Annotated in this window: 26 protein-coding genes; 15 read left to right on the forward strand and 11 right to left on the reverse strand. The window is 57.5% G+C overall.

The annotated features are described in order from the left end of the window. Nucleotides 1–30 precede the first annotated feature (30 nt). The 3 genes from accC to ACR0E2_RS19170 all read right to left on the reverse strand — a co-directional run bounded on the left by accC (nt 31) and on the right by ACR0E2_RS19170 (nt 2,578). Entirely contained in the window at nt 31–1,380 is a 1,350-nt protein-coding gene (accC, locus tag ACR0E2_RS19160; protein WP_171117652.1) for an acetyl-CoA carboxylase biotin carboxylase subunit, read from the reverse strand. Nucleotides 1,381–1,389: 9 nt separating this feature from the next. Then, nucleotides 1,390–1,890 (reverse strand): acetyl-CoA carboxylase biotin carboxyl carrier protein, encoded by a 501-nt coding sequence (gene accB / locus ACR0E2_RS19165; RefSeq protein ID WP_171232527.1) that lies wholly within the window; start codon nt 1,888–1,890, stop codon nt 1,390–1,392. Between the two features lie 151 nt (nt 1,891–2,041). Further along, nucleotides 2,042–2,578 carry a LuxR C-terminal-related transcriptional regulator gene (locus ACR0E2_RS19170; RefSeq protein ID WP_152457352.1) on the reverse strand — a complete coding sequence of 179 codons (537 nt, stop codon included), beginning with the start codon at nt 2,576–2,578 and terminating at the stop codon, nt 2,042–2,044. 189 nt (nt 2,579–2,767) lie between these two features. Here ACR0E2_RS19170 and ACR0E2_RS19175 point away from each other — a divergent pair, with 189 nt between their 5' ends. The 5 genes from ACR0E2_RS19175 (at nt 2,768) to ACR0E2_RS19195 (ending at nt 8,687) form a co-directional block, all read left to right on the forward strand. Continuing rightward, nucleotides 2,768–4,060, forward strand: coding sequence for a helix-turn-helix domain-containing protein (locus tag ACR0E2_RS19175; RefSeq protein WP_480447551.1), 1,293 nt, complete (start codon nt 2,768–2,770; stop codon nt 4,058–4,060). Nucleotides 4,061–4,138: 78 nt separating this feature from the next. Beyond that, nucleotides 4,139–4,519, forward strand: a complete 381-nt coding sequence (locus tag ACR0E2_RS19180) for a response regulator transcription factor (protein WP_152457354.1) — start codon at nt 4,139–4,141, stop codon at nt 4,517–4,519. Next, nucleotides 4,516–4,824, forward strand: a complete 309-nt coding sequence (locus ACR0E2_RS19185; protein WP_253282543.1) for a hypothetical protein — start codon at nt 4,516–4,518, stop codon at nt 4,822–4,824. Before ACR0E2_RS19180 ends, ACR0E2_RS19185 begins: the two co-directional genes overlap by 4 nt. Then, nucleotides 4,824–7,502, forward strand: a complete 2,679-nt coding sequence (locus ACR0E2_RS19190; RefSeq protein ID WP_480447552.1) for an ATP-binding protein — start codon at nt 4,824–4,826, stop codon at nt 7,500–7,502. Before ACR0E2_RS19185 ends, ACR0E2_RS19190 begins: the two co-directional genes overlap by 1 nt. 78 nt (nt 7,503–7,580) lie before the next feature. Next, nucleotides 7,581–8,687 carry a FliM/FliN family flagellar motor switch protein gene (locus ACR0E2_RS19195; RefSeq protein ID WP_480447553.1) on the forward strand — a complete coding sequence of 369 codons (1,107 nt, stop codon included), beginning with the start codon at nt 7,581–7,583 and terminating at the stop codon, nt 8,685–8,687. Nucleotides 8,688–8,690: 3 nt separating this feature from the next. Here ACR0E2_RS19195 and ACR0E2_RS19200 read toward each other — a convergent pair whose 3' ends face one another. The 4 genes from ACR0E2_RS19200 to ACR0E2_RS19215 are packed head-to-tail and all read right to left on the reverse strand — an operon-like array spanning nt 8,691 to nt 10,890. Next, complete coding sequence (locus tag ACR0E2_RS19200) at nt 8,691–9,122, reverse strand: protein tyrosine phosphatase family protein (protein ID WP_480447554.1); 432 nt, start codon at nt 9,120–9,122, stop codon at nt 8,691–8,693. A gap of 9 nt (nt 9,123–9,131) precedes the next feature. Further along, the gene (locus ACR0E2_RS19205; protein WP_171229665.1) at nt 9,132–9,563 is read right to left on the reverse strand and encodes a DUF6691 family protein; all 432 of its coding nucleotides are present in this window, start codon (nt 9,561–9,563) and stop codon (nt 9,132–9,134) included. Further along, complete coding sequence (locus ACR0E2_RS19210) at nt 9,563–9,991, reverse strand: YeeE/YedE family protein (protein WP_480447555.1); 429 nt, start codon at nt 9,989–9,991, stop codon at nt 9,563–9,565. The genes ACR0E2_RS19205 and ACR0E2_RS19210 overlap by 1 nt, the downstream gene beginning before the upstream one ends. A gap of 35 nt (nt 9,992–10,026) precedes the next feature. Further along, on the reverse strand, nt 10,027–10,890 hold the full coding sequence (locus ACR0E2_RS19215) for an MBL fold metallo-hydrolase (RefSeq protein ID WP_152457360.1): 864 nt from the start codon (nt 10,888–10,890) through the stop codon (nt 10,027–10,029). A 243-nt stretch (nt 10,891–11,133) separates the two neighbouring features. On the opposite strand from ACR0E2_RS19215, the gene ACR0E2_RS19220 reads away from it, so the two are divergent. Then, on the forward strand, nt 11,134–11,349 hold the full coding sequence (locus tag ACR0E2_RS19220; protein ID WP_152457361.1) for a hypothetical protein: 216 nt from the start codon (nt 11,134–11,136) through the stop codon (nt 11,347–11,349). A 9-nt stretch (nt 11,350–11,358) separates the two neighbouring features. On the opposite strand, the gene ACR0E2_RS19225 is transcribed toward ACR0E2_RS19220, so the two are convergent. Beyond that, nucleotides 11,359–11,577 carry a hypothetical protein gene (locus ACR0E2_RS19225; RefSeq protein WP_171117671.1) on the reverse strand — a complete coding sequence of 73 codons (219 nt, stop codon included), beginning with the start codon at nt 11,575–11,577 and terminating at the stop codon, nt 11,359–11,361. A 428-nt stretch (nt 11,578–12,005) separates the two neighbouring features. Here ACR0E2_RS19225 and ACR0E2_RS19230 point away from each other — a divergent pair, with 428 nt between their 5' ends. Together ACR0E2_RS19230 and ACR0E2_RS19235 are read left to right on the forward strand one after the other, a co-directional pair. Continuing rightward, on the forward strand, nt 12,006–12,269 hold the full coding sequence (locus ACR0E2_RS19230) for a DUF2312 domain-containing protein (protein WP_152457363.1): 264 nt from the start codon (nt 12,006–12,008) through the stop codon (nt 12,267–12,269). Nucleotides 12,270–12,576: 307 nt separating this feature from the next. Continuing rightward, on the forward strand, nt 12,577–12,828 hold the full coding sequence (locus ACR0E2_RS19235) for a hypothetical protein (RefSeq protein WP_480447556.1): 252 nt from the start codon (nt 12,577–12,579) through the stop codon (nt 12,826–12,828). A gap of 20 nt (nt 12,829–12,848) precedes the next feature. On the opposite strand, the gene ACR0E2_RS19240 is transcribed toward ACR0E2_RS19235, so the two are convergent. The 3 genes from ACR0E2_RS19240 to ACR0E2_RS19250 form a co-directional block, all read right to left on the reverse strand. After that, on the reverse strand, nt 12,849–13,910 hold the full coding sequence (locus ACR0E2_RS19240) for a YeeE/YedE family protein (RefSeq protein ID WP_480447557.1): 1,062 nt from the start codon (nt 13,908–13,910) through the stop codon (nt 12,849–12,851). 41 nt (nt 13,911–13,951) lie between these two features. After that, entirely contained in the window at nt 13,952–14,260 is a 309-nt protein-coding gene (locus ACR0E2_RS19245; RefSeq protein ID WP_152459831.1) for an ArsR/SmtB family transcription factor, read from the reverse strand. 100 nt (nt 14,261–14,360) lie between these two features. Beyond that, nucleotides 14,361–14,735: a hypothetical protein gene (locus ACR0E2_RS19250; protein ID WP_480447558.1), complete on the reverse strand. Its 375-nt coding sequence runs from the start codon at nt 14,733–14,735 to the stop codon at nt 14,361–14,363. Between the two features lie 80 nt (nt 14,736–14,815). Between ACR0E2_RS19250 and ACR0E2_RS19255 the strand changes: the two genes are divergently transcribed. From ACR0E2_RS19255 to soxB, 7 genes are all read left to right on the forward strand, one after another. After that, complete coding sequence (locus tag ACR0E2_RS19255) at nt 14,816–15,556, forward strand: cytochrome c biogenesis CcdA family protein (protein ID WP_171229669.1); 741 nt, start codon at nt 14,816–14,818, stop codon at nt 15,554–15,556. A gap of 14 nt (nt 15,557–15,570) precedes the next feature. Beyond that, nucleotides 15,571–16,149: a thioredoxin family protein gene (locus ACR0E2_RS19260; protein ID WP_480447559.1), complete on the forward strand. Its 579-nt coding sequence runs from the start codon at nt 15,571–15,573 to the stop codon at nt 16,147–16,149. A gap of 131 nt (nt 16,150–16,280) precedes the next feature. Further along, a complete protein-coding gene (soxX, locus tag ACR0E2_RS19265) occupies nt 16,281–16,757 on the forward strand; it encodes a sulfur oxidation c-type cytochrome SoxX (protein ID WP_480447560.1) in 477 nt (158 codons plus the stop codon). Nucleotides 16,758–16,804: 47 nt separating this feature from the next. Then, entirely contained in the window at nt 16,805–17,221 is a 417-nt protein-coding gene (gene soxY / locus ACR0E2_RS19270; RefSeq protein WP_480447561.1) for a thiosulfate oxidation carrier protein SoxY, read from the forward strand. A 36-nt stretch (nt 17,222–17,257) separates the two neighbouring features. Further along, nucleotides 17,258–17,587 carry a thiosulfate oxidation carrier complex protein SoxZ gene (gene soxZ, locus ACR0E2_RS19275; protein ID WP_152457371.1) on the forward strand — a complete coding sequence of 110 codons (330 nt, stop codon included), beginning with the start codon at nt 17,258–17,260 and terminating at the stop codon, nt 17,585–17,587. Between the two features lie 70 nt (nt 17,588–17,657). Next, nucleotides 17,658–18,503, forward strand: a complete 846-nt coding sequence (gene soxA, locus ACR0E2_RS19280; RefSeq protein WP_480447562.1) for a sulfur oxidation c-type cytochrome SoxA — start codon at nt 17,658–17,660, stop codon at nt 18,501–18,503. A gap of 87 nt (nt 18,504–18,590) precedes the next feature. Beyond that, complete coding sequence (gene soxB / locus ACR0E2_RS19285) at nt 18,591–20,288, forward strand: thiosulfohydrolase SoxB (protein ID WP_480447563.1); 1,698 nt, start codon at nt 18,591–18,593, stop codon at nt 20,286–20,288. The last annotated feature ends 20 nt before the right edge of the window (nt 20,289–20,308 follow it).

Here is a 20,308-nt window from a genome sequence, read left to right on the forward strand (position 1 = left end):
GGAGGGCATGGGCCCTCCGGTCCTTGGTGACTATTGTTCCATGTTCTCCGCAAGCCAGCGCTCCAGCCAGTGGATGTTGTAGTCGCCGCTGCGCAGATCGGGTTCCTGCAACAGTGCGTGGAACAGAGGGACCGTGGTATCGATACCGTCGACAATCAATTCCCCCAGCGCGCGTTCCAGTCGGGCCAGCGCTTCGGCCCGGTCACGGCCCTGCACGATCAGCTTGGCGATCAGAGAGTCATAATAGGGTGGAATCGAATACCCGTCATACAGAGCCGAGTCCATTCGAACGCCAAGGCCCCCCGGCGCGTGGTACGCGGTGATCTTGCCGGGGCAGGGCGAGAAATTCGGCAGCTTTTCGGCGTTGATCCGAACCTCGATGGCGTGGCCGTTGATTTCCAGATCGTCCTGACCGAACGACATCGGTTCACCCGCTGCGACAAGGATTTGTTCGCGCACCAGATCGACGCCAAAGATACCTTCGGTGACCGGATGTTCCACCTGCAGGCGGGTGTTCATTTCGATGAAATAGAACTCGCCATTTTCGTAGAGGAACTCGATGGTGCCGGCACCGATATAGTTGATTTTCGCGACCGCATCCGCGCAGATCTTTCCGATCCTGGCGCGTTCTTCGGGTGTTATGCAGGGGCCGGGGGCCTCTTCGAACACCTTCTGGTGGCGCCGCTGAAGCGAACAATCCCGTTCGCCCAGATGAACAGCCTTGCCTTTACCGTCGCCAAACACCTGAATTTCGATGTGGCGCGGCGTGGTCAGGTATTTCTCGATATAGACTTCGTCGTTGCCAAAGGCGGCCTTGCCCTCGGCCCGTGCAGTCATGAAGGCGCTTTCCATTTCGTCAGCGTTCATCGCAACCTTCATGCCGCGACCGCCGCCGCCTGCGGTAGCCTTGATGATGACCGGATAGCCGAATTCCTCACCGATCTTCTTGGCCGTCGCAAGATCAGGCACGCCGCCGTCTGATCCCGGCACGCAAGGCACACCCAGCGCCTTCATCGTGTCCTTGGCCGTAATCTTGTCGCCCATGACGCGGATGTGTTCCGCGGTGGGGCCGATGAACGTGATGCCGTGATCTTCGACGATCTGCACGAACTCGGCATTCTCGGACAGGAAGCCATAGCCGGGGTGGATCGCCTGCGCACCGGTGATTTCACAGGCCGAAATGATCGCGGGCACGGACAGGTAGCTTTGGGGGCTGGGCGGGGGGCCGATGCAGACCGATTCGTCCGCCATGCGAACATGCATTGCGTCGCTATCCGCGGTGGAGTGGACGGCTACCGTCTTAATCCCCATCTCGCGGGCGGCGCGGATGACGCGCAGGGCGATCTCGCCTCGGTTGGCAATCAGGATCTTGTCGAACATGGGCCCGCCTTACTCGATGATGACCAGAGGTGTGCCGAACTCCACAGCGTCGCCATCGCCGACCAGAACACGCTTGATCGTGCCCGACTTGGGCGCGTGGATGTGGTTCATGGTCTTCATCGCTTCGACGATCAGCAGCGTGTCGCCTTCGGACACGGAAGCGCCGACCGAGATAAATGCGGGCGCGCCGGGCTCGGGCTGCATGTAGACGGTTCCAACCATGGGTGAGGTCACCGCGCCAGGGTGGCTGGCCGGATCTTCCTGAGCAGCCGGGGCTTCGGCCACGGCAGGCGCAGCCGCGGCAGCAGCGGCAGGAGCTGGTGCTGCCGCAGGGACGGCAACCTGAACCGGTGCGGCTGCGGCCTGTGTCAAGCGGCTTACGCGCACGTTCAGGCTGTCTTCCTCACCATATTCGCGCTTTACCTGCAATTCGGTCAGGTCATTGTCACGCAGCAACTCGGCCAGAGCCTTGATGAATGCCACATCCGCTTCGTGTTTGGTGTCTGTCATGAGTGTCCTCGACGGTTCCCCTTTGGCCCGTCTGTTTCTTGCGGGCTCTGATCAAATTACGCAGGGTTATAGGCTAAGCGGCGGTGCATGAAAAGCGCCGACTCGCACCATCACAGGCGGGAATCCCGTATAATTTAAAGGGGCGGACAGATTACAGAGGCATCCCTGACAATTTGGCGACAAGCTCGGACAGTTTGCGGGCGCCGAATTTCTCAAGCAGGCGGGCGCGATAGGCTTCGATTGTGCGGTAACTCAGGCCCAGTTCGGCGCCGATTTCCTTGGCGGACAGGCCGCGGCAGGACAGGATCGCCACTTCGCGTTCTCGAACGGTCAATTCGACAAGGGGACGTTCTTCCGAGATGTCGGAAAAGCTCCAGATTCCATGGCGGAACGGGTCATCGGGCGTCAAAGAGCGGCCACGGGCGCGGCACCAGAACAGATCGCCATTGCGCCGCCGCATGACGCGCTCATCCGTATAGTACCCGGTGTCTCGCATCACTTGCAGGCTGCGTTCCCCGATCCTCTCCCAATCCGCGACCGAAGGATAGAGATGCAACAGCGGCATGTTGCGGTAATCGGCCTCTTCCCCGCCGAAAGTGCGGGCGAATTGCAGATTGCAGCGTCTGATGATCCGGTTTTCCAGTTCAACAAGCCCGATCGGTGCGTATTCAAAGGCGGGGTCACTCATCCGCTTATCGTGCCGGGAAACCACGCGGAATTGAAGGGGAGATGCGGTTTCTTGTGGCCATTGATGCGCATTGGCGGCTGCCGCTTTTGTCAAGATTGTAAACATGGCTTGAAAATATCTCGGTAAACCAGTGAAACACATGATATGTTCTGAAAAAAGAGGCTGAATCCTGGTCAGGAGAATACGATCATGCGTGATATGTTGACGGGAAGCCGTATTCGGGAAAGACGGCAGATTGCAGGGCTTCGGCAGGCAGAACTTGCCCGCCTCGCCGGGATATCCGCGTCTTACTTGAATCTGATCGAACATAACCGCCGACGGATCGGTGGCAAATTGCTGGTGGATATTGCGTCTGCGCTTTCCGTCGAACCCTCTGTCCTGACACAGGGGATCGAGGCAACCCTTGTGTCGGCCCTGCGGGAAGCGGCGGATGACGCCGTCGGGCAGCAGGCCGAAGTGGACGGGCTGGAGGAATTTGCCGGGCGCTTTCCCGGTTGGGCCGGAGTTCTTGCGCAGATGCACCGCCGGGTTGTTTCGCTTGAGCGGAATGTCGAGATCTTGTCGGACCGGCTGACTCATGACCCGCATCTTGCGGCATCTATGCACGAAGTGCTGTCGACGGCGGCGGCGATTCGGTCAACAGCGGCAATTCTTGCAGACACAGAGGACATCGAGGCAGAGTGGCGAGAGCGGTTTCACAAAAACCTGCACCAGGATGCAGAGCGGCTGGCCGGCAGTTCAAAGGCACTTGTAACCTTTCTGGACGAAAGCGACTCGTCAATTGATCCGCGCGGTGTTCCGCTTGAAGAAGTCGAAGCGTTCTTCGAATCCCGCGAGTACAGTTTTCCGGAATTGGAACAGGGCGAGGACGTGGATGCCGTTGATCTGAGCGGTCTCAACACGTCGGCGGCCCGAACTGTGGCGCGTGAAGTTCTGAAGATGTATCGCGATGATGCAATCGCTTTGCCGCTGGATGCGCTTCGATCGAGCCTGCAAAAAGGCGACACGGATCCCATCGCGTTGGCTTATCGCTTTTCCGTGGACGTCGCCACCGTTCTGCGTCGATTGGCGTTCATACCCGATGACGTGTTGCCGCAGCCGGTTGGCATGGTGCTGTGCGATGCATCCGGCAGCATATTGTTCATCAAGCCGATTCCGGGCTTTGCTTTGGCGCGGCATGGTGAGGTTTGCCCGCTGTGGCCGTTGTTCACGGCTTTGAGCCGCCCACTTGTTCCGGTGCGCAAGCAGGTTGTCCAGATGGGGCGGACCCCGGCTGAATTCGAATGTTTCGCCTATGCTTGGCCTTATGCGGTATTGGGGTATGATCAGGATCCCGTTTATCGCTCGGTTATGCTGGTCCGTTCGGGCAACGAGGCGGCAGGTGCCGCTCCGGTCACGCAAGTCGGGCCGAACTGCCGCGTCTGTCCCAGCAATGCTTGCAAGGCCCGCCGCGAACCGTCGATTTTGAGCGAAGGCTTTTGACACTTTCCCGACAGAAGGCTTAATCTGGCGGGGACCGATCTGAGGATGGAGGAACGGTCTTGGGGAGGAACTGAAAATATGAGCCGTAAGGTTCTGTTGATCGAGGACGAGCCGAACATTGCCGAGGCAATCCGGTTTCTGCTGACCCGCGAGGGATGGCAGGTAGACACGCATGGCGATGGCACGGATGCGGTTCAGGTGATTCAGAGGGCACAGCCCGATCTGGTAATTCTGGACGTCATGCTGCCGGGCAAGAGCGGCATGGATATCCTGCGGGACATCCGAGAGATGGAAGAGCTGGCAGGTTTGCCGGTTTTGATGCTGACGGCGCGCGGTCAATCGCGCGACAGGGAAATGGCGGAAAACGCTGGTGTCAGCCGTTTCATGACCAAACCGTTTTCCAATGCCGAAGTTCTGACGGCTGTGCGCGATCTTCACGCGCAGGCGACGCGAATATGATGTCTGGCGAGGGCAAAAAGGGCGCACCACAGGGCGCACGCCCCTCGCTTTTTCTCGAACGTCAAAGCTATCGCCGACGTAGGCTGGCGGATGCGGCGCGGCTGCTGCCGTTCTTGGGGGCGGCTCTGCTGGCGCTTCCGTTGCTGTGGCCCGATCAGCCCGGCAAGGGCGAGGCTGTCCCCTTGTCTTCGGCAATGTATTACATCTTTATCTGCTGGGGCGCTCTGATCGTGGTTGGGTTGGTTTTTGGAATTGCCGCCCGCCGTTTGGGCGTGCGCGAGGATCAAGACGCGGACGCTGAGTGATGGCAACCATTAACACGCTGATCCTGGTCTGCCTTGGCTATGTCATCTTCTTGTTCGCCGTGGCTTTCGCTGCTGACCGGATGGCTGCGGCAGGGCGGGGCAAGTGGCTGCGCTCGCCCCTGATCTATACCTTGTCGCTGTCGATCTATTGCACGGCATGGACGTTCTATGGTGCGGTGGGCAATGCCGCGCGGTCCGGGTTGGAGTTTGTAACGATTTACCTTGGCCCAACCCTGGTGATGGTCAGTTGGTGGTGGGGACTGCGCAAACTGGTGAGGGTCGGGCGCAGTCAACGGGTGACCTCGATCGCGGACCTGTTGTCATCGCGCTATGGCAAGTCGAACACGCTTGCCGTGTGTGTGACCGTTCTTGCCGTGCTTGGCGGGACACCCTACATCGCGCTCCAGTTGCAATCGATCACCCTGTCCTTTTCGATTTTCGCCGAAGCCGATCCATCGGGTCTGTATCGCGAAGGGTCCAGCGTATTCTGGATGGCAGCGGGGCTTGCCGTGTTCGCAATTCTTTTCGGCACGCGCAATCTGGACGTGAACGAGCGTCACCACGGTGTGGTCACCGCCATCGCCGTGGAGGCCGTTGTCAAACTGTTTGCTCTTATCGCCGTGGGCGTTTTCGTGGTGTGGGGCATTGCCGGTGGCATTGGCCCGATGATGGAGAGGATAGATGCCTCGGAAATCGGACAGTGGAACGTCGACGCCGGGCGCTGGACGACTTTCATATTCCTGTCCGCCGCGGCCTTTATCTGCCTGCCGCGCATGTTTCAGGTTATGGTGGTCGAAAATGATGACGAAAGCCATCTGCGAACCGCCGCCTGGGCGTTTCCGCTCTATCTGCTTTTGATGAGCCTTTTTGTCGTGCCAATTGCCGTCGTTGGTCTGGATCTGTTGCCAGAGGGGGCCAATCCCGACCTGTTCGTGCTGACGGTGCCGCTGTCGCAGGGCAATGACTGGTTGGCCATGCTGTCCTTTATCGGCGGGTTTTCGTCCGCAACGTCGATGGTCATCGTCAGCGCAATGGCCTTGTCGACGATGGTTTCGAACCATGTGGTCATGCCCATTTGGTTGAACACGCATGAGGGAACAGGCTCGGTTTCGGGCGATGTGCGCAGCATCGTTCTGGTTGCGCGCCGCGTGTCCATCGCCGTGATCATGGCGTTGGGTTACTTTTATTATCGGTTGTCCGGTGGGGGGGCGGCGCTGGCCTCGATCGGATTGATTGCCTTTGCCGGAATCTCGCAGATTCTGCCTGCTTTGGTCGGGGGATTGTTCTGGCGCGGTGCAACCCGGACAGGGGCGCTGGTCGGGTTGAGCGTAGGTTTCGCACTTTGGATATATACGCTGTTGTTGCCAGGTATGGGCGCGCCGTGGATGCCGGAAGCCGTCATGCAGAATGGGCTGTTCGGCCTTGCCTGGTTGCGTCCTCATGCCCTGTTCGGGATCGAAGGGATCGATCCGATGGTCCATACCGTGATGTGGTCCCTGTCCCTGAACACCATTGCCTTTTGCATAGCGTCCCTTTTGAGCTTTCCCAGCCCTCTGGAGCGTTTGCAGGGGGCACAGTTCGTCAATGTTTTCGATCACTCGGTTTCACCCGGTGGCTGGTCCGGCTCGGTGGCGCAAAGCGAAGACCTGATGATCATGACACAGCGTATTCTGGGCGCCGCCCCGGCGCAGGAGTTTTTTCAGGCAGAGGCTGAAAAACAGGGCGGCCGGTCACATATGCCAGAACCGACCCCGGGTTTCCTGAACCGGCTGGAACGAGAGTTGAGCGGGTCGGTTGGCACTGCCACGGCGCATGCGATGATTGCGCAAATCGTCGGTGGGTCTTCAGTTTCCGTAGAAGATCTGCTGGCGGTGGCGGATGAATCGGCCCAGCTTCTGGAGTATTCGGGGAAGTTGGAAGAGAAGTCGTCGGAATTGTCCCGTACGGCGCGCCAATTGCGCGAAGCAAACACCAAGCTTACGCAGATTTCCGAACAAAAAGACAGTTTTCTCAGCCAGGTCAGTCACGAGTTGCGCACGCCGATGACCTCGATCCGGGCGTTTTCCGAAATCATGCGGGATACAGAGGGTCTGAGCCGCGAGGAACAGACCCGTTATGCCGCAATCATTCACGATGAGGCTTTGCGCCTGACTCGGCTTCTCGACGATCTGCTGGATCTGAGCGTGCTGGAAAACGGGCAGGTCAATCTGAACCTCAGCGATGACAGTCTGCGTTCGGTTCTGGACCGTGCGGTATCCAGCGCGCTGGCCGGGGCCGAGCGGAAAATCACGGTTCGCCGAACTCTTACGGCCGAGCGAATGTCCCTGCATACGGATCTGGACCGGTTGGGGCAGGTGTTCATCAATCTGATCTCGAACGCTCAGAAATACTGTGACGCGGAAGAACCGGTTTTGGTCATTTCAGCTCACGACGTCGGCGGCAGGGTCATCATCGATTTCATCGACAACGGCAGCGGCATTCCACCCGGCGCGCGTTCGATGGTGTTCGAGAAATTTGCCCGTGTCGGGGTCGACAAGGCAGGGGGCGCGGGTCTGGGCTTGGCCATTTGCCGTGAGATCATGCAACGGTTGGGCGGTGAGATCACCTATTTGCCCGGGCAGGGCGGCGCGGCGTTCCGGGTCAGCTTGCCTTTGGCTTTCCAGCAGGCCGCGCAATGACACGGCCATAAAGAACTTCGTAACGCTCGGCAGGGTAAACCAATAGCCAGTTATTGAAACAACTGGTGATCGGGCGCCATGTCACAAACCGTCAGCGCTGCTTTGGCGCGCAAACTGTCTGTTGGACGAAAAGATCTGGGCGATCGCCCGCGTTCGGTTCTGCGGGCGCTGCGCTTGGGGTTTGCGCGGGCGGCAAGTGATCGATTGAACCTTCCCTTGGCTGTCATCGGGGCAAAACAGGTCAGCCGCACGCAGGATGACATGGTGGAATCAGTCGCTCAGGATTGGCTTATGCTGGTGTTTGACGGGCCCGAGGGGCGCGCAGGGATTTGCCTGAGCCCGCATGTGGTGTCCGCCATTGTGCAAACCCAGACCATCGGTGAAGTACTGCCCGGTGATCCCGATCCAAGGGCCTTTACGGATACGGACGCCGCGATGGTGGCGCCATTTATCGAAACCGCTCTGACCTTGACCGCCGGCTCAATAGACGCCGCGGCCGAGCAGGTCTGCCTGACGGGGTACGAGTTCGCGGCACGTACGAAAGATTCGCGCGGCTTGTCGTTGGCCATGACTGAAGATGAATACCGCGTCTTCGATCTGACGGTTGATCTGGCCGGCGGGGCGCAGCAGGGACAGATCTCGATCTTTCTTCCAGAGCATCCTGCCACGCCGGAAAAGGCAGAGGAGGTCACGGACCCGGCCGGACCCCGGCTTGAGCAGGCATCGGGTGTTGTTCGGGCGGAACTGAACGCCGTCTTGTGCCGGATGTCGCTGCCACTGTCCGATCTGTCAGAGATTCAACCTGGATGTGTCTTGCCATTGCGCGGGGCGCGCCTGGACAGAACTGAGATTTTGACCATCGACCGAAAGCCAACGGGCATTGGCCGCCTCGGTCAATGTGGTGGGTTGCGCGCCGTTCGGTTGAACGAACATTCGACCCTGCCCGCCTTGTCGGGGGACGACGCGCAGGAGTTCATCGAAAGCCGAGGGAGAATGCAGCCGCACGATGGCCTGGTCGAACCGGTTTCCGGCGCGGTGGATGTCATGCCTCCGGAAATAGAGGACGCGGGTTTGGACCTCACGGACAACGATCTGTCACTGAACGATTCCGAACGCATGGTCGCAGAGATTTCGCAATTGGCTGGCCTTGACGCGGCCGACACGAATCCCGGCACGGAGGAATAGGGTCTAGTCTGCCTGGCTGCGGAAGTGTTCCAGGGCAGGGCGCAGGTTTTCCAGTTGATACCCGGCATTTGTCGTGGCGGCCAGAATGTCGTCCGTGCTCATTCGGTCGCATTGACCAAGGGCCCAGACCACCGAACACCGAGTGCCCGAGGCGCAATAAGCCAGAACCGGGCCATCGCAGCTTTCTGCCAGGTCACGCTGCTGCTTTGCAATCTCGGGCGTCATGGTCTGGTGAGTCAGTTCCAACACCTCGTATTCCATGCCTGCCGCACGGACGGCTTCACCGATCGCGTCGGATTGCATGATCGCGGGAACCTCAACATCGGGCCGGTTGCAGATCACCTTGACGAAGCCTGCCTCGGCAATTGCCGGGACGTCTTCTACCGTGATCTGCGGTGAGACAGCATAGCGGGGCGTGATCGGTCGAATCTCCATGCCAAATCCTTAGGCCGCGTTTGCGGCTCTGTCCAGTTGCGCTCCCAGCGTTGGCGCGATGAACATGCCTGCAACCATCGCGATCAGGAAGACCAGACCACCCAAACCACCATATGTCAGCGAGGCCATCGCCGGTCCCGGGCAAAGCCCGGCCAAGCCCCAGCCCATTCCGAACAGGACGGAACCAATGATGAGCCTGCGATCAACCTCGGACCTCGGAGGAGGTGGAAAATCGCATCCGGTCAAGGCCTTGCGCCCAGTGGTCAGCCTCCAGGCCACAAGCATCGGCAGGATGGCGCCGCCCATCACAAAGGCCAGGGTCGGGTCCCAGTTTCCGAAAACATCCAGCCAGCCCTGAACCTTGGTCGTGTCCGTCATGCCCGAAACCAACAATCCGGCACCGAACAGGGATCCTGCGAGCAAAGCAATCAAAAGGCGCATCAGATCAACCCCCAAACATGGCGCAGCAGGACGAGGGTCATTCCGCCGGCAAGGATATAGAATACGGTGGCCACGATGCCGCGCAGAGAAAATCGCGAGATGCCACACACCCCGTGACCCGACGTGCAGCCATTGGCGATACGCGTTCCCACACCGACCAGAAGCCCGGCCACAACAACAAGGCCCAGATTGCTGGTGAGATGCGTTTGGGCCTCGGGGGCGATCAGTGGCCGCAGCAGAAGCGGCATACCGATCAACCCGGCGATGAAGGCCAGGCGTTCGGCTTTGGTATCGCGGGCCTCACCGTCGACAAGGCCACCCAAAATACCACTTGCCCCCATGACCCTGCCATTTCCAAGCAGGTAAACGGCTCCGCCCAGGCCAATCAGCAGGCCACCGCACAACCCCCAGATCCACTCGATGTTCATGTGGGATTATCCTTTTTTTTTTGACTTGACTTGCGTCAGATTTTGTTCACCGGCAGCTTCAGGAATACATCGCCTTGCTCATCGGCAGGCGGCATTTGCCCCGCCCGCATGTTGACCTGCAAAGAGGGCAGGATCAGGCGCGGCATGGCAAGGGTGGCGTCCCTTGCGTCACGCATTTCCACGAATTCTTCGATGCTGCGTCCTTGTCCGATATGGACGTTCAGCGCTTTCTGTTCACCTACTGTCGTTTCCCAGGCGTATTCATCGCGGCCCGGCGCTTTGTAGTCGTGCCCGACAAAAATGCGCGTTTCGTCCGGCAGCGACAGGATTTTCTGGATCGATTCAAACAACGTGGCTGAGGAGCCTCCGGGAAAATCGCAGCGGGCCGTGCCGAAATCCGGCATGAACAGCGTGTCGCCTACAAAGGCGGCGTCGCCTATCACATAGGTCAGGCAGGCCGGGGTATGGCCCGGGGTATGAAGAACATCGCCGCGCATCTGCCCAATGTGAAAACTGTCCCCCTCCGAGAACAAGGCGTCGAACTGGCTACCATCGCGCTGGAACTCGGTTCCTTCATTGAAGACTTTACCGAACGTGTCCTGTACGGTGACGATCTGAGCGCCAATTCCGATTTTGCCGCCCAGTTCCTGTTGCAGGTAGGGGGCCGCAGACAGGTGATCGGCGTGAACGTGGCTTTCCAGAATCCATTCGACCTTTAGATCGTGCGCGCGCACAAAGTCGATGATTGCGTCAGCCGATTTTGTCTCTGTGCGCCCCGAAGCATGATCGAAATCCAGAACACTGTCGATGATGGCGCAGGCACGCCCTTGCGGTTCATGAACAACGTAGGACACCGTGAAGGTTTGATCGTCAAAAAACGCTTTCACTGCGGGTGTCATGATTTCCTCCGTATCGGTTGTCATTATCATATATGTAAAATGGAATGTGATGCAACATCGAACCTGTGTTTGATGCGCGTCAAGGCATTCACGATTAAATCAGCTTAAACTTTAGCCCATCCGCGCCGGATTGCCGAAAACGCGAATGTGTTGGGCAATATCCCGCACAATTTCAGGTTAATATCAGCGGGTCTTATTCCCGTTACCTATATCTGGGATACTGGCGACACTTGGGAGGGTATTATGACATCGACAAGTCTTTATTCCGAAGCAGAACGGCTTGAACAAGAGCTCAGAAATGCGTGCCTTGATACGCGTTTGGCGCTTCAGCCGAGTGTGAGCAAGGTTGTCGACCGTATGCGACAGCAGGGGATGCAGGTGCCGTCCCGCCTGCGGCGTCTGGATGCAGCCCTGTGCGAAGACGCTATGGAAGCGCAGTTCGACAACTTGCCGATTTGAAACAAGTGGTCATCCAAAGGATATCCCGAGGATGACCAGCATCAATCCAAGGACGGACAGGAACAAAGACGCCAAGTTCCAGGGCAAAACGCCCTGAACGGTCGCGCGCAGTTCGTCGTCTGACAGACCCGCCTTGCGCGCTTTCATCACGCGAAGAATGCACCAGATCAGGCCGGCGAGGCCGGTCAGAGAAAGGGCTGCGCCGCCCCAAGTGATGAATTCGAACATGGTGCCCTACATCTCTTCGTGAACTACCCCCGCGCTTACCGGATCGGATCATGCCGTACAAGTGCGCTCGGGGATTGGGTGGGATTGGGTGCTTGCGACCCGGGCGGCGGCATTGTATCCGGCTTCCTGCATCAGATTTCAGCCCTTGGGACGGACGCGTATGGAAGGCATCATCAAAGATCAGACTGCCGCCAACTGTCGCGTAACTGCCGATGAGTCGTGCCAGTTCATCGAACGGTTTGAGGGGCTGGATGCGGTGAATACAACTTGGTGGAACAACGGAAAAAAGCCATGGCCGAGGCCCGGGCACGTCGTTGCTTCTGCCTCTCGAAAACTGTTTTGTGTGTAGCAACCAAAGCTTGAGGCGAATACAGGTGGTATGAACTGTATTCTCTTAGCGGTGATGATCCAGAATTGGGAAGAATTGGATGAGCATGTCGGAAGAAGCAGAAGCAAGTTACAAGGTCACCTCAGGGGAGTTGCGCCAATTTGTTGAGCGTATCGAGCGCCTGGAATTGGAAAAGAAAGACATCGCGGATCAAATTAAGGAAGTGTACGCAGAGAGTAAATCGCGCGGCTACGACGTGAAGGCTCTTCGCAGCATCATTTCTCTCAGAAAAAGAGATAAGGATGATATTGCCGAGCAAGAGGCTGTCATCGAGATGTACAAAGAAGCCTTGGGCATGAACTAAGGCCGGTTCTTGGCAAAAGCGCTAATTCATTCGGGCTGACGAAAGCTTCAGCCCGAACAGCGTGTCACTGGCCAAGACTGCAACATGTACAGCCAGACAGGGCAGAGATTTCAAAAATCGCAGACTTGGCTGGCTGTCCGGTGATAACTTTTGCCTCAGTTGCCTTGTGGGTTTGCAGGGTCCTTGTCGACGACCAGATCTGTTTTACACAGGCGGATATTCAATGTGTCAGAAAGCCGAAGCTGCGGTTGCTGAAGACCTTGTTGCCTTTTTTGATAGTTTATCCGAGGCAAGACCTGCCTCGTGATTGCCTGAAGGCTTGCGGCTCAAAGGCTGGGTTCTTTTGGCATTGAAGATCGTTGAAGATTCCTGTTCCGCCTTTTGCGGAGTGACGCATGCGATTGGGCTGTGCAGAATTCTCGACCGACCCTGCGGCATTGCGGGTGCGAGCGCCGCAAACCATCCTTTAGATCAACCAAAAGGCCGGTCATGCATCAAACAACAAAGCCTGACCATTCAAGTGGGGCTGATCAGCGCGACCGACACCTTTTTGGCATAAGGCATGGTGGCGTTAAGAACTCAGCGCTCGGTAATGAAGGACAGTCCGGACACGAGCTGTCTCAGTCCCAGCGCCGCGCCCGCAAAGATCGCGGCGAATGTCACGGGCGCGCTGTATGCCAGAAGTGAGAAGGCAGATATGCCTTGTCCGACGCTGCAACCGACTGCGATGATCGCTCCGGGGCCCATGATCGCCGCGCCCAGCATCTGCCGTTTCAATTCGCGCGGATCTTCGCAGGCTTCCCAGCGAAAATGACCCTTTGACCAGGACCCCAAAAACGCGCCGATCAGAACGCCCGAGACTGATCCGACGGCAAAAGACAAAGTGTTTCCGGACGCTGTCATCAAGTAGAATATCGTGTCACCCAAGGGTGCCGCGAAGGTATGCGTTTGCACCGGCTCACCGTCAAAACCGTGGGTTGTTACCCAGTTTGTGCCAAGCCAGCCCGAGACGATCGCCAGTCCAACCACAGATCCCCAGAACACTTGCGCTGGCGTACGGCGGAACTGCTGGTTCGCCAAAGCGAAGACCACCAAAACGACACCGACGGCAGAACCGACGAGCCACGCCGGAACAGAGGTCAACCGTTCAGCAAGAAAGCTGACGCTTTGGGGCGCGCTGATATCCATTTCTACTGGAAACAGCCAAACCCGCAGATATGCCAGGGGGCCGGACATTACCACATACGCCGAAAGGCCCATGATCAGGACGATGACGAAGGATCGAAGGTCGCCGCCTCCCAACCTTGCCAGCGCCCCATAGCCGCAGTTCCCGCTGATGGCCATTCCATAACCGAACATGAGGCCGCCCACGATCGAACCGATCGGGTTCCAGGTCTGGGCAAGGTAGCGTGTTCCTACAGGGTCAAGCCACCCGAACGCCATGGCGGCATGGCTTCCAACAATCGCTACGCCAATCGCAACCGCCCACATGCGAAGTCGCCGGTCATCGCCTGCGTAAAGGAAGTCTTCGATTGCACCCAACGTGCAAAAGCGACCGATGCGTGCAGCCAACCCCAATGCGATGCCCCCAATCAAACCGATCAGAGCAACGGCATTTGCGTCTCCCAATGCTTCGAACATTGCCAGTCTCCTCCCAAAGCTGGCGGCGTCTTGACCGGCTTCTACGTCTCCCGGCAGAAAAGATCGTAAACGACTTCCAGAATTTGCGTCGAACGATCATCAGCCAATCTGTAATAAATTGTCTTACCCTCGCGCCGTGTTTTGACCAAGCCTTCAAAGCGCAGTCGGGATAATTGTTGGGATACGGCGGCCTGTCTCGCCGACAGCATCTCTTCCATTTGGGTGACGGACTTTTCACCCGATGACAGATAGCACAAGATCATCAGACGCCCCTCGTGGCTGATGGCCTTCAGGAAGTTTGATGCCGTCTGGGCATTCTCCATCATTCGGTCCAGATCTTCCGCACACATGTCCTTTGTGAACACCGGCAGTTTCGATGGTTTGTCCAAAAGGATCGCCTCGCTTTCTCAGCTTCACGCATTCAAAACAGTTTATGTAATTTGCCGCCGATTAGCCAGAGGTCTCAACCTGTACCCCTGCGTCACGCAGCATCACGCCCAACAACCCCCAGAAAAAGTCTTCGCCGGGGTAGCCTTCGATCCGGCCGATTTCATGGCCGTTGTCCAGCAAAACAAAGGTCGGCGTGTAGTAGAGAGGTCGTTTCAGGGTGATCCCATCCGGCAGGGTTTCATGGATGTCGACACGCTGAAGCGGGGCGGCAACTCCTTCCTGTGTTTTCGGGTAGATCCCCGAGATTTCGGAATCCCATCGGGCGCACCACATGCACCCATCTTCTTCGGCCATCAAAAGCGTCATTTCCGCCCGCAAAGCCAGGGGCGAAACAAGCAACGTGACCGCAAGCACAAGCAGGAAAAGGTGGCGCATCTCAAGCTCCGATTGACCGCAGCGTTATATCTTTATTACTTTGAATGTATGAATGATAGCGTGCCAGGACGGGTTTGACCATGCTCGACATCACATTTGCAGGGGCTTTGGTCGCAGGGCTGTTGTCATTTCTGTCCCCGTGCATCCTGCCGATTGTGCCGTTTTACCTCAGTTACCTGGCGGGTGTCGGGATGGAGCAGATTTCTGCCAGTTCAGTCATTTCCGGCAACGTTCGCCGCAGGGCAACGCTTTCTGCAATCGCTTTTGCAGCAGGGATCATAACGATATTTATGGCGCTTGGGGCCACGGCTTCGATATTCGGTCAAATGATCCGCGAATACTTCGATATCCTTCGTTGGATTGCCGCGGCCATCATCATGGCGATGGGCTTGCATTTCCTGGGGCTGATTCGCATCGGGTTCCTGTATCGCCAGTTTCGGGCAGATGTCGGTGAAACATCAAACCCGAGCCTAATTGGTGCGTATGTTCTGGGACTGGCATTTGCTTTTGGCTGGACGCCCTGTGTCGGGCCCGTGCTTGCTGCAATCCTGTTTACGGCGGCCGGAACCGAGACGGCTTGGCGCGGTGCGATGCTTTTATTCGTTTACGGGGTGGGAATGACCGCCCCCTTTGTTCTGGCGGCTTTTTTGGTGCGCCCCTTTATGCAGTGGATGGCGCGGTTCAGAAAGCACTTGCCCCTGATCGAGAAGGCCATGGGCTGTCTGTTGATTCTGTTCGGCGTTCTGATCGCAACCAACTCGATCAATCGCGTGGCCCAATGGATGCTGGACCATATGCCCTGGCTTGCAGCCATCGGATAAAACGGGAGGACAACATGAAGCGAACATTGTCAGTTTTGATGGCGTGCTTAGTGGGCGTGGCGGTTTCCGCCGCCGAGCTTGGCGACGACGGGTTGCACAAAACACCGTGGATGCGCGACACGTTCAAAGACCTTCGCGAGGATCTTGACGAGGCGTCAGATGAAGGCAAGCGCCTGGTTTTGTTTATCGAGCAACAGGGCTGCATCTATTGCAAGAAAATGCACGAAGAAGTTTTCCCCCAGCCCGACCTGGCGGCGTACATTGAAGAGAACTTCTTTGTCGTCCAACTGGATCTGCACGGAAGCACCACGGCCACCGACTTTGACGGGGAAGAGAGCGAGCAAAGAGCGCTGATGCGCAAATGGGGGATTCTGTTTACGCCGACCCTTGTATTTCTGCCGGAAGAGGTTCCCGAGGACGCCACCGCCATTGATGCAGCGGTTGCAGTCATGCCGGGGGCGTTTTCGAAAGGAACAACCTTGGATCTGTTCACCTGGGTCTTTGAAAAGCGGTACGAACTTGAAAATGGTGAAGATTTTCAGCGCTACCACGCACGGCGCATTCAGGAGCGAAACAATGTTTCGCATGACTGAGGCTGGGGGATATAAATAAAAAAATTCATTGTAATGAATTTAATGTTGCGACAAACCGCCCTCGTCGACTACGGTACACAAATGCTTTGGGTCGCAAAGCGCCGTCGGCGTGTTAGCAAATGGGAGGGATCATGAAGCTGAGACTCTTAACATTGGTCTGCGCAATGACAGGGGGTGCCGCGTTTGCCGCGGATACCGACCCGAAAAACGTAACCTATGACGAAAATGGTGCCGTAGAGGTGTCTTTGACCGGCGCGGCCGGTGATGCGGCAAATGGTGCGTTGATCGTTGGCGACAAGTCTAAAGGCAATTGCGTGGCCTGCCATGCGGTCTCGGCTTTGGCCGATATTCCGTTCCATGGCGAGGTTGGCCCGGCGCTGGATGGTGCCGGTGATCGTTGGTCCGAGGCCGAGCTTCGCGGATTGGTTGCAAACGCGAAAATGACGTTTGAAGGCACGGTGATGCCGGCATTCTACAAGGATGACGGCTATATCCGCCCGGGCGACGCCTATACCGGCAAAGCCCCGACCGAGCCTCTGACGTCGATCCTGACAGCGCAGGAAATCGAAGACGTGGTCGCGTTTCTTGCAACCCTGAAAGAGGAATAGTCACGCTTGTCCAGCGTGATTTTTCGAAGATTCAAAGGAGATTGAAAATGGAACTCTCTCGCCGCGAAACTCTGGCCCTTGGGCTGGGCGCCGCGTTCCTGACAATGATGCCGTTTCGCGCAAATGCGGCCGCTGAGGATGCGATTGCCGCGTTTACCGGTGGGGCGGACTTGGCTGACGGCGGTGTTACACTGACGGCACCTGAAATCGCCGAAAACGGAAACACCGTACCGATCGAAGTAAGCGCCCCAGGTGCAGCATCGATTCTGATCGTTGCAGCAGGCAACCCCGAACCGGGCGTCGCAACGTTCAACTTTGGCCCACTGGCCGCTGAACAGGCCGCTTCAACCCGTATCCGCCTTGCCGGAACGCAGGATGTCATTGCCGTGGCGAAGATGGCAGATGGCAGCTTTGCCAAGGCATCCGCGACCGTAAAAGTGACAATCGGCGGCTGCGGCGGCTGATAGCCACGCGCGCCTCGAAGAACAGGAGACTAACCAATGGCATCCGGTGTGAAACCCCGCGTCAAGGTTCCCAAGAAAGCCGCAGCTGGCGAAACCGTCACGATCAAGACATTGATCAGCCACAAGATGGAAAGCGGACAGCGCAAGGACAAAGAAGGCAACGTCATACCTCGGTCGATCATCAACCGTTTCACCTGTGAGTTTAACGGCGAAATGGTGATCGATGTGACGATGGAGCCGGCAATCTCAACCAACCCGTATTTCCAGTTTGAGGCAACCGTGCCCGAGGCAGGTGAGTTCGTGTTTACCTGGTACGATGACGACGGCTCTGTATACGACGAGAAGAAATCGATCGAGATCGCCTGACGGCTCGACCACTAAGGCAGATCAGCGCCGGGCATGACGTTTGGCGCTGGTCCACCAAGGGAGGAACGTAATGAATACAAAGGCATTAACGGCGATCGCAGCAGTTCTGGTTTTCCCAGTGGCAGCAATGGCCGGACCTGACGAAGACAATCTTGTGATCAATGACGAGCTGGACATGACCTCGGTCACCGAAGCGTCGGCGCATTTGGAAAACCTGGACACGATCTATTCCGGTTGGCATTTCCGTACGGATGAAACCCAGGCCCTTCAGATTGATGATTTCGACAATCCGGCGATGATCTTCGTCGACAAGGCTGCCGACCTTTTTGAGACGGTCGATGGGGCTGCCGGCAAAAGCTGTGCCTCGTGCCACGACGGGGTGGAAAGCTTCAAGGGATTGCAGGCTTCCATGCCGAAGGTTGATGCCGAAACCGGCAAGCTGGTGGTCATGGAAGATCTGATCAACGCGTGCCGGACCGAGCACATGGAGGCCGATGCCTGGAAATGGTCCGGTGGCGATATGCAGGGCATGGTCGCTTTGATCGGACTACAGTCACGCGGGATGCCCATGAACGTTGCCATCGACGGTGATGCCGCCCCGTATTGGGAACAGGGCAAGGAAATGTACTATACGCGCTATGGCCAGCTTGAGCTGAGCTGTGCCAACTGTCATGAAGACAATTGGGGCAATATGATCCGGGCAGATCACCTGAGCCAGGGAATGATCAACGGGTTCCCGACGTATCGCTTGAAACAGGCCAAGCTGATTTCGCGACACAATCGTTTCCGCGGTTGTATTCGTGATACGCGGGCGGAAACCTTTGCCGAAGGTTCAGACGAATTCCGTGCGCTGGAGCTTTATGTTGCCTCGCGTGGCAACGGGCTTTCAGTCGAAACCCCGGCCGTGCGCCAATAACGAACGACCCGCGTGGGCGATGTCCGACGCGGGTTTTTCAAGAGCATAACATTCACACATTAATATGTGTAACAGGAAAGCCGAAAGATGATTTCTCGACGTGACTTCTTGCAGGTTTCAATGGCGGCATCGGCTCTGTACGGAGCGTCCGGGTTTGGCAATTGGGCCAGGCTTTCCGCGCAGCAAAGTCTGACGCAGGATCAGCTGCTGGAGTTTGAGACCTTTGGCAATATCAGCCTGATCCATGTCACTGACATCCACGCGCAACTCAAACCGATTTACTTCCGTGAACCCGAGATAAACCTGGGTATCGGCGAGGCGAAAGGGCAGATGCCGCACGTCACGGGGGCCGCATTCCGCAAGGCCTACGGGATCGAGGATGGCAGCCCGTCCGCCTATGCGCTGACATACGACGACTTTGCGGCCCTGGCAAAGACCTACGGTCGGGTCGGTGGTTTGGACCGGGTCTCGACGGTGATCAATGCCATCCGTGCGGACCGGCCCGATGCCCTGCTTTTGGATGGCGGTGATACCTGGCACGGGTCTTACACCTGTTACCAGACGGCTGGTCAGGACATGGTCAATGTCATGAACGCGCTGAAACCTGATGCAATGACCTTTCATTGGGAGTTCACGCTGGGCAGCGACAGAGTTAACGAAATCGTCGAAGGGCTGCCCTTTGCCGCTTTGGGTCAGAACATTTTTGATGCCGAATGGGATGAACCCGCGGAATTGTTCAAGCCCTACAAGTTCTTTGACCGGGGCGGAGCAAAGGTTGCCGTGATCGGGCAGGCGTTCCCTTACATGCCAATTGCGAACCCGGGTTGGATGTTCCCTGAATACTCTTTCGGCATTCGGGATGAGAACATGCAGGCAATGATCGACGAGGTTCGCGATGCCGGTGCCGATGTCGTCGTCGTCCTCAGCCATAACGGCTTTGACGTGGACAAGAAAATGGCCGGTCGGGTGCAGGGGATCGACGTGATCCTCAGTGGCCACACCCATGATGCGCTGCCCGAGCCGGTTCTGGTGGGCAAAACGCATATCATCGCGTCAGGCTCGAACGGCAAATTCGTCAGCCGCGTGGATCTGGATGTGCGGGATGGGCAGTTGATGGGGTTGAAGCACAAGCTGATCCCGATCTTCTCTGATGTTATCGCTCCGGATCCTGCGATCACCGCCCTGATAGATGAGCAGCGCGCGCCCTATGAGGCGACGCTCAGCGAAGTGATCGGCAGAGCGGACTCGCTGCTCTATCGTCGCGGCAATTTCAACGGAACCTGGGATGACCTGATCTGTGACGCCCTGCTCAAAGAACGTGAGGCAGACATTGCCATGTCCCCCGGTGTTCGTTGGGGGCCGTCGATCCTGCCGGGGCAGGAGATCACGCGTGAGGATATCTGGAATGTCACCTCGATGTCATATCCGAATGCCTATCGCACGGAAATGACGGGTGAGTTCATCCATGTGATCCTCGAGGATGTTGGCGACAACCTGTTCAACCCTGATCCTTACTACCAGCAGGGCGGCGACATGGTCCGTGTCGGTGGGCTGGGCTACCGCATCGACGTAACCAAGCCGCAAGGGCAGCGGATCAGCGAGATGACCCTGCTGAAGACGGGTGAGGCGATTGATCCGTCGAAAACCTATGTCGTGGCCGGCTGGGCCAGCGTCAACGAAGGCACCGAGGGTCCGCCGATCTGGGGTGTCGTCGAAAACCACATTCGCAACCTTGGAACCGTAACGGTGCAAGAGAACACCAGCGTCGATGTCGTCGGCGCCTAAGAAACAGATGGAGACCTTAG

This window comes from Ruegeria sp. A4, assembly GCF_056543025.1.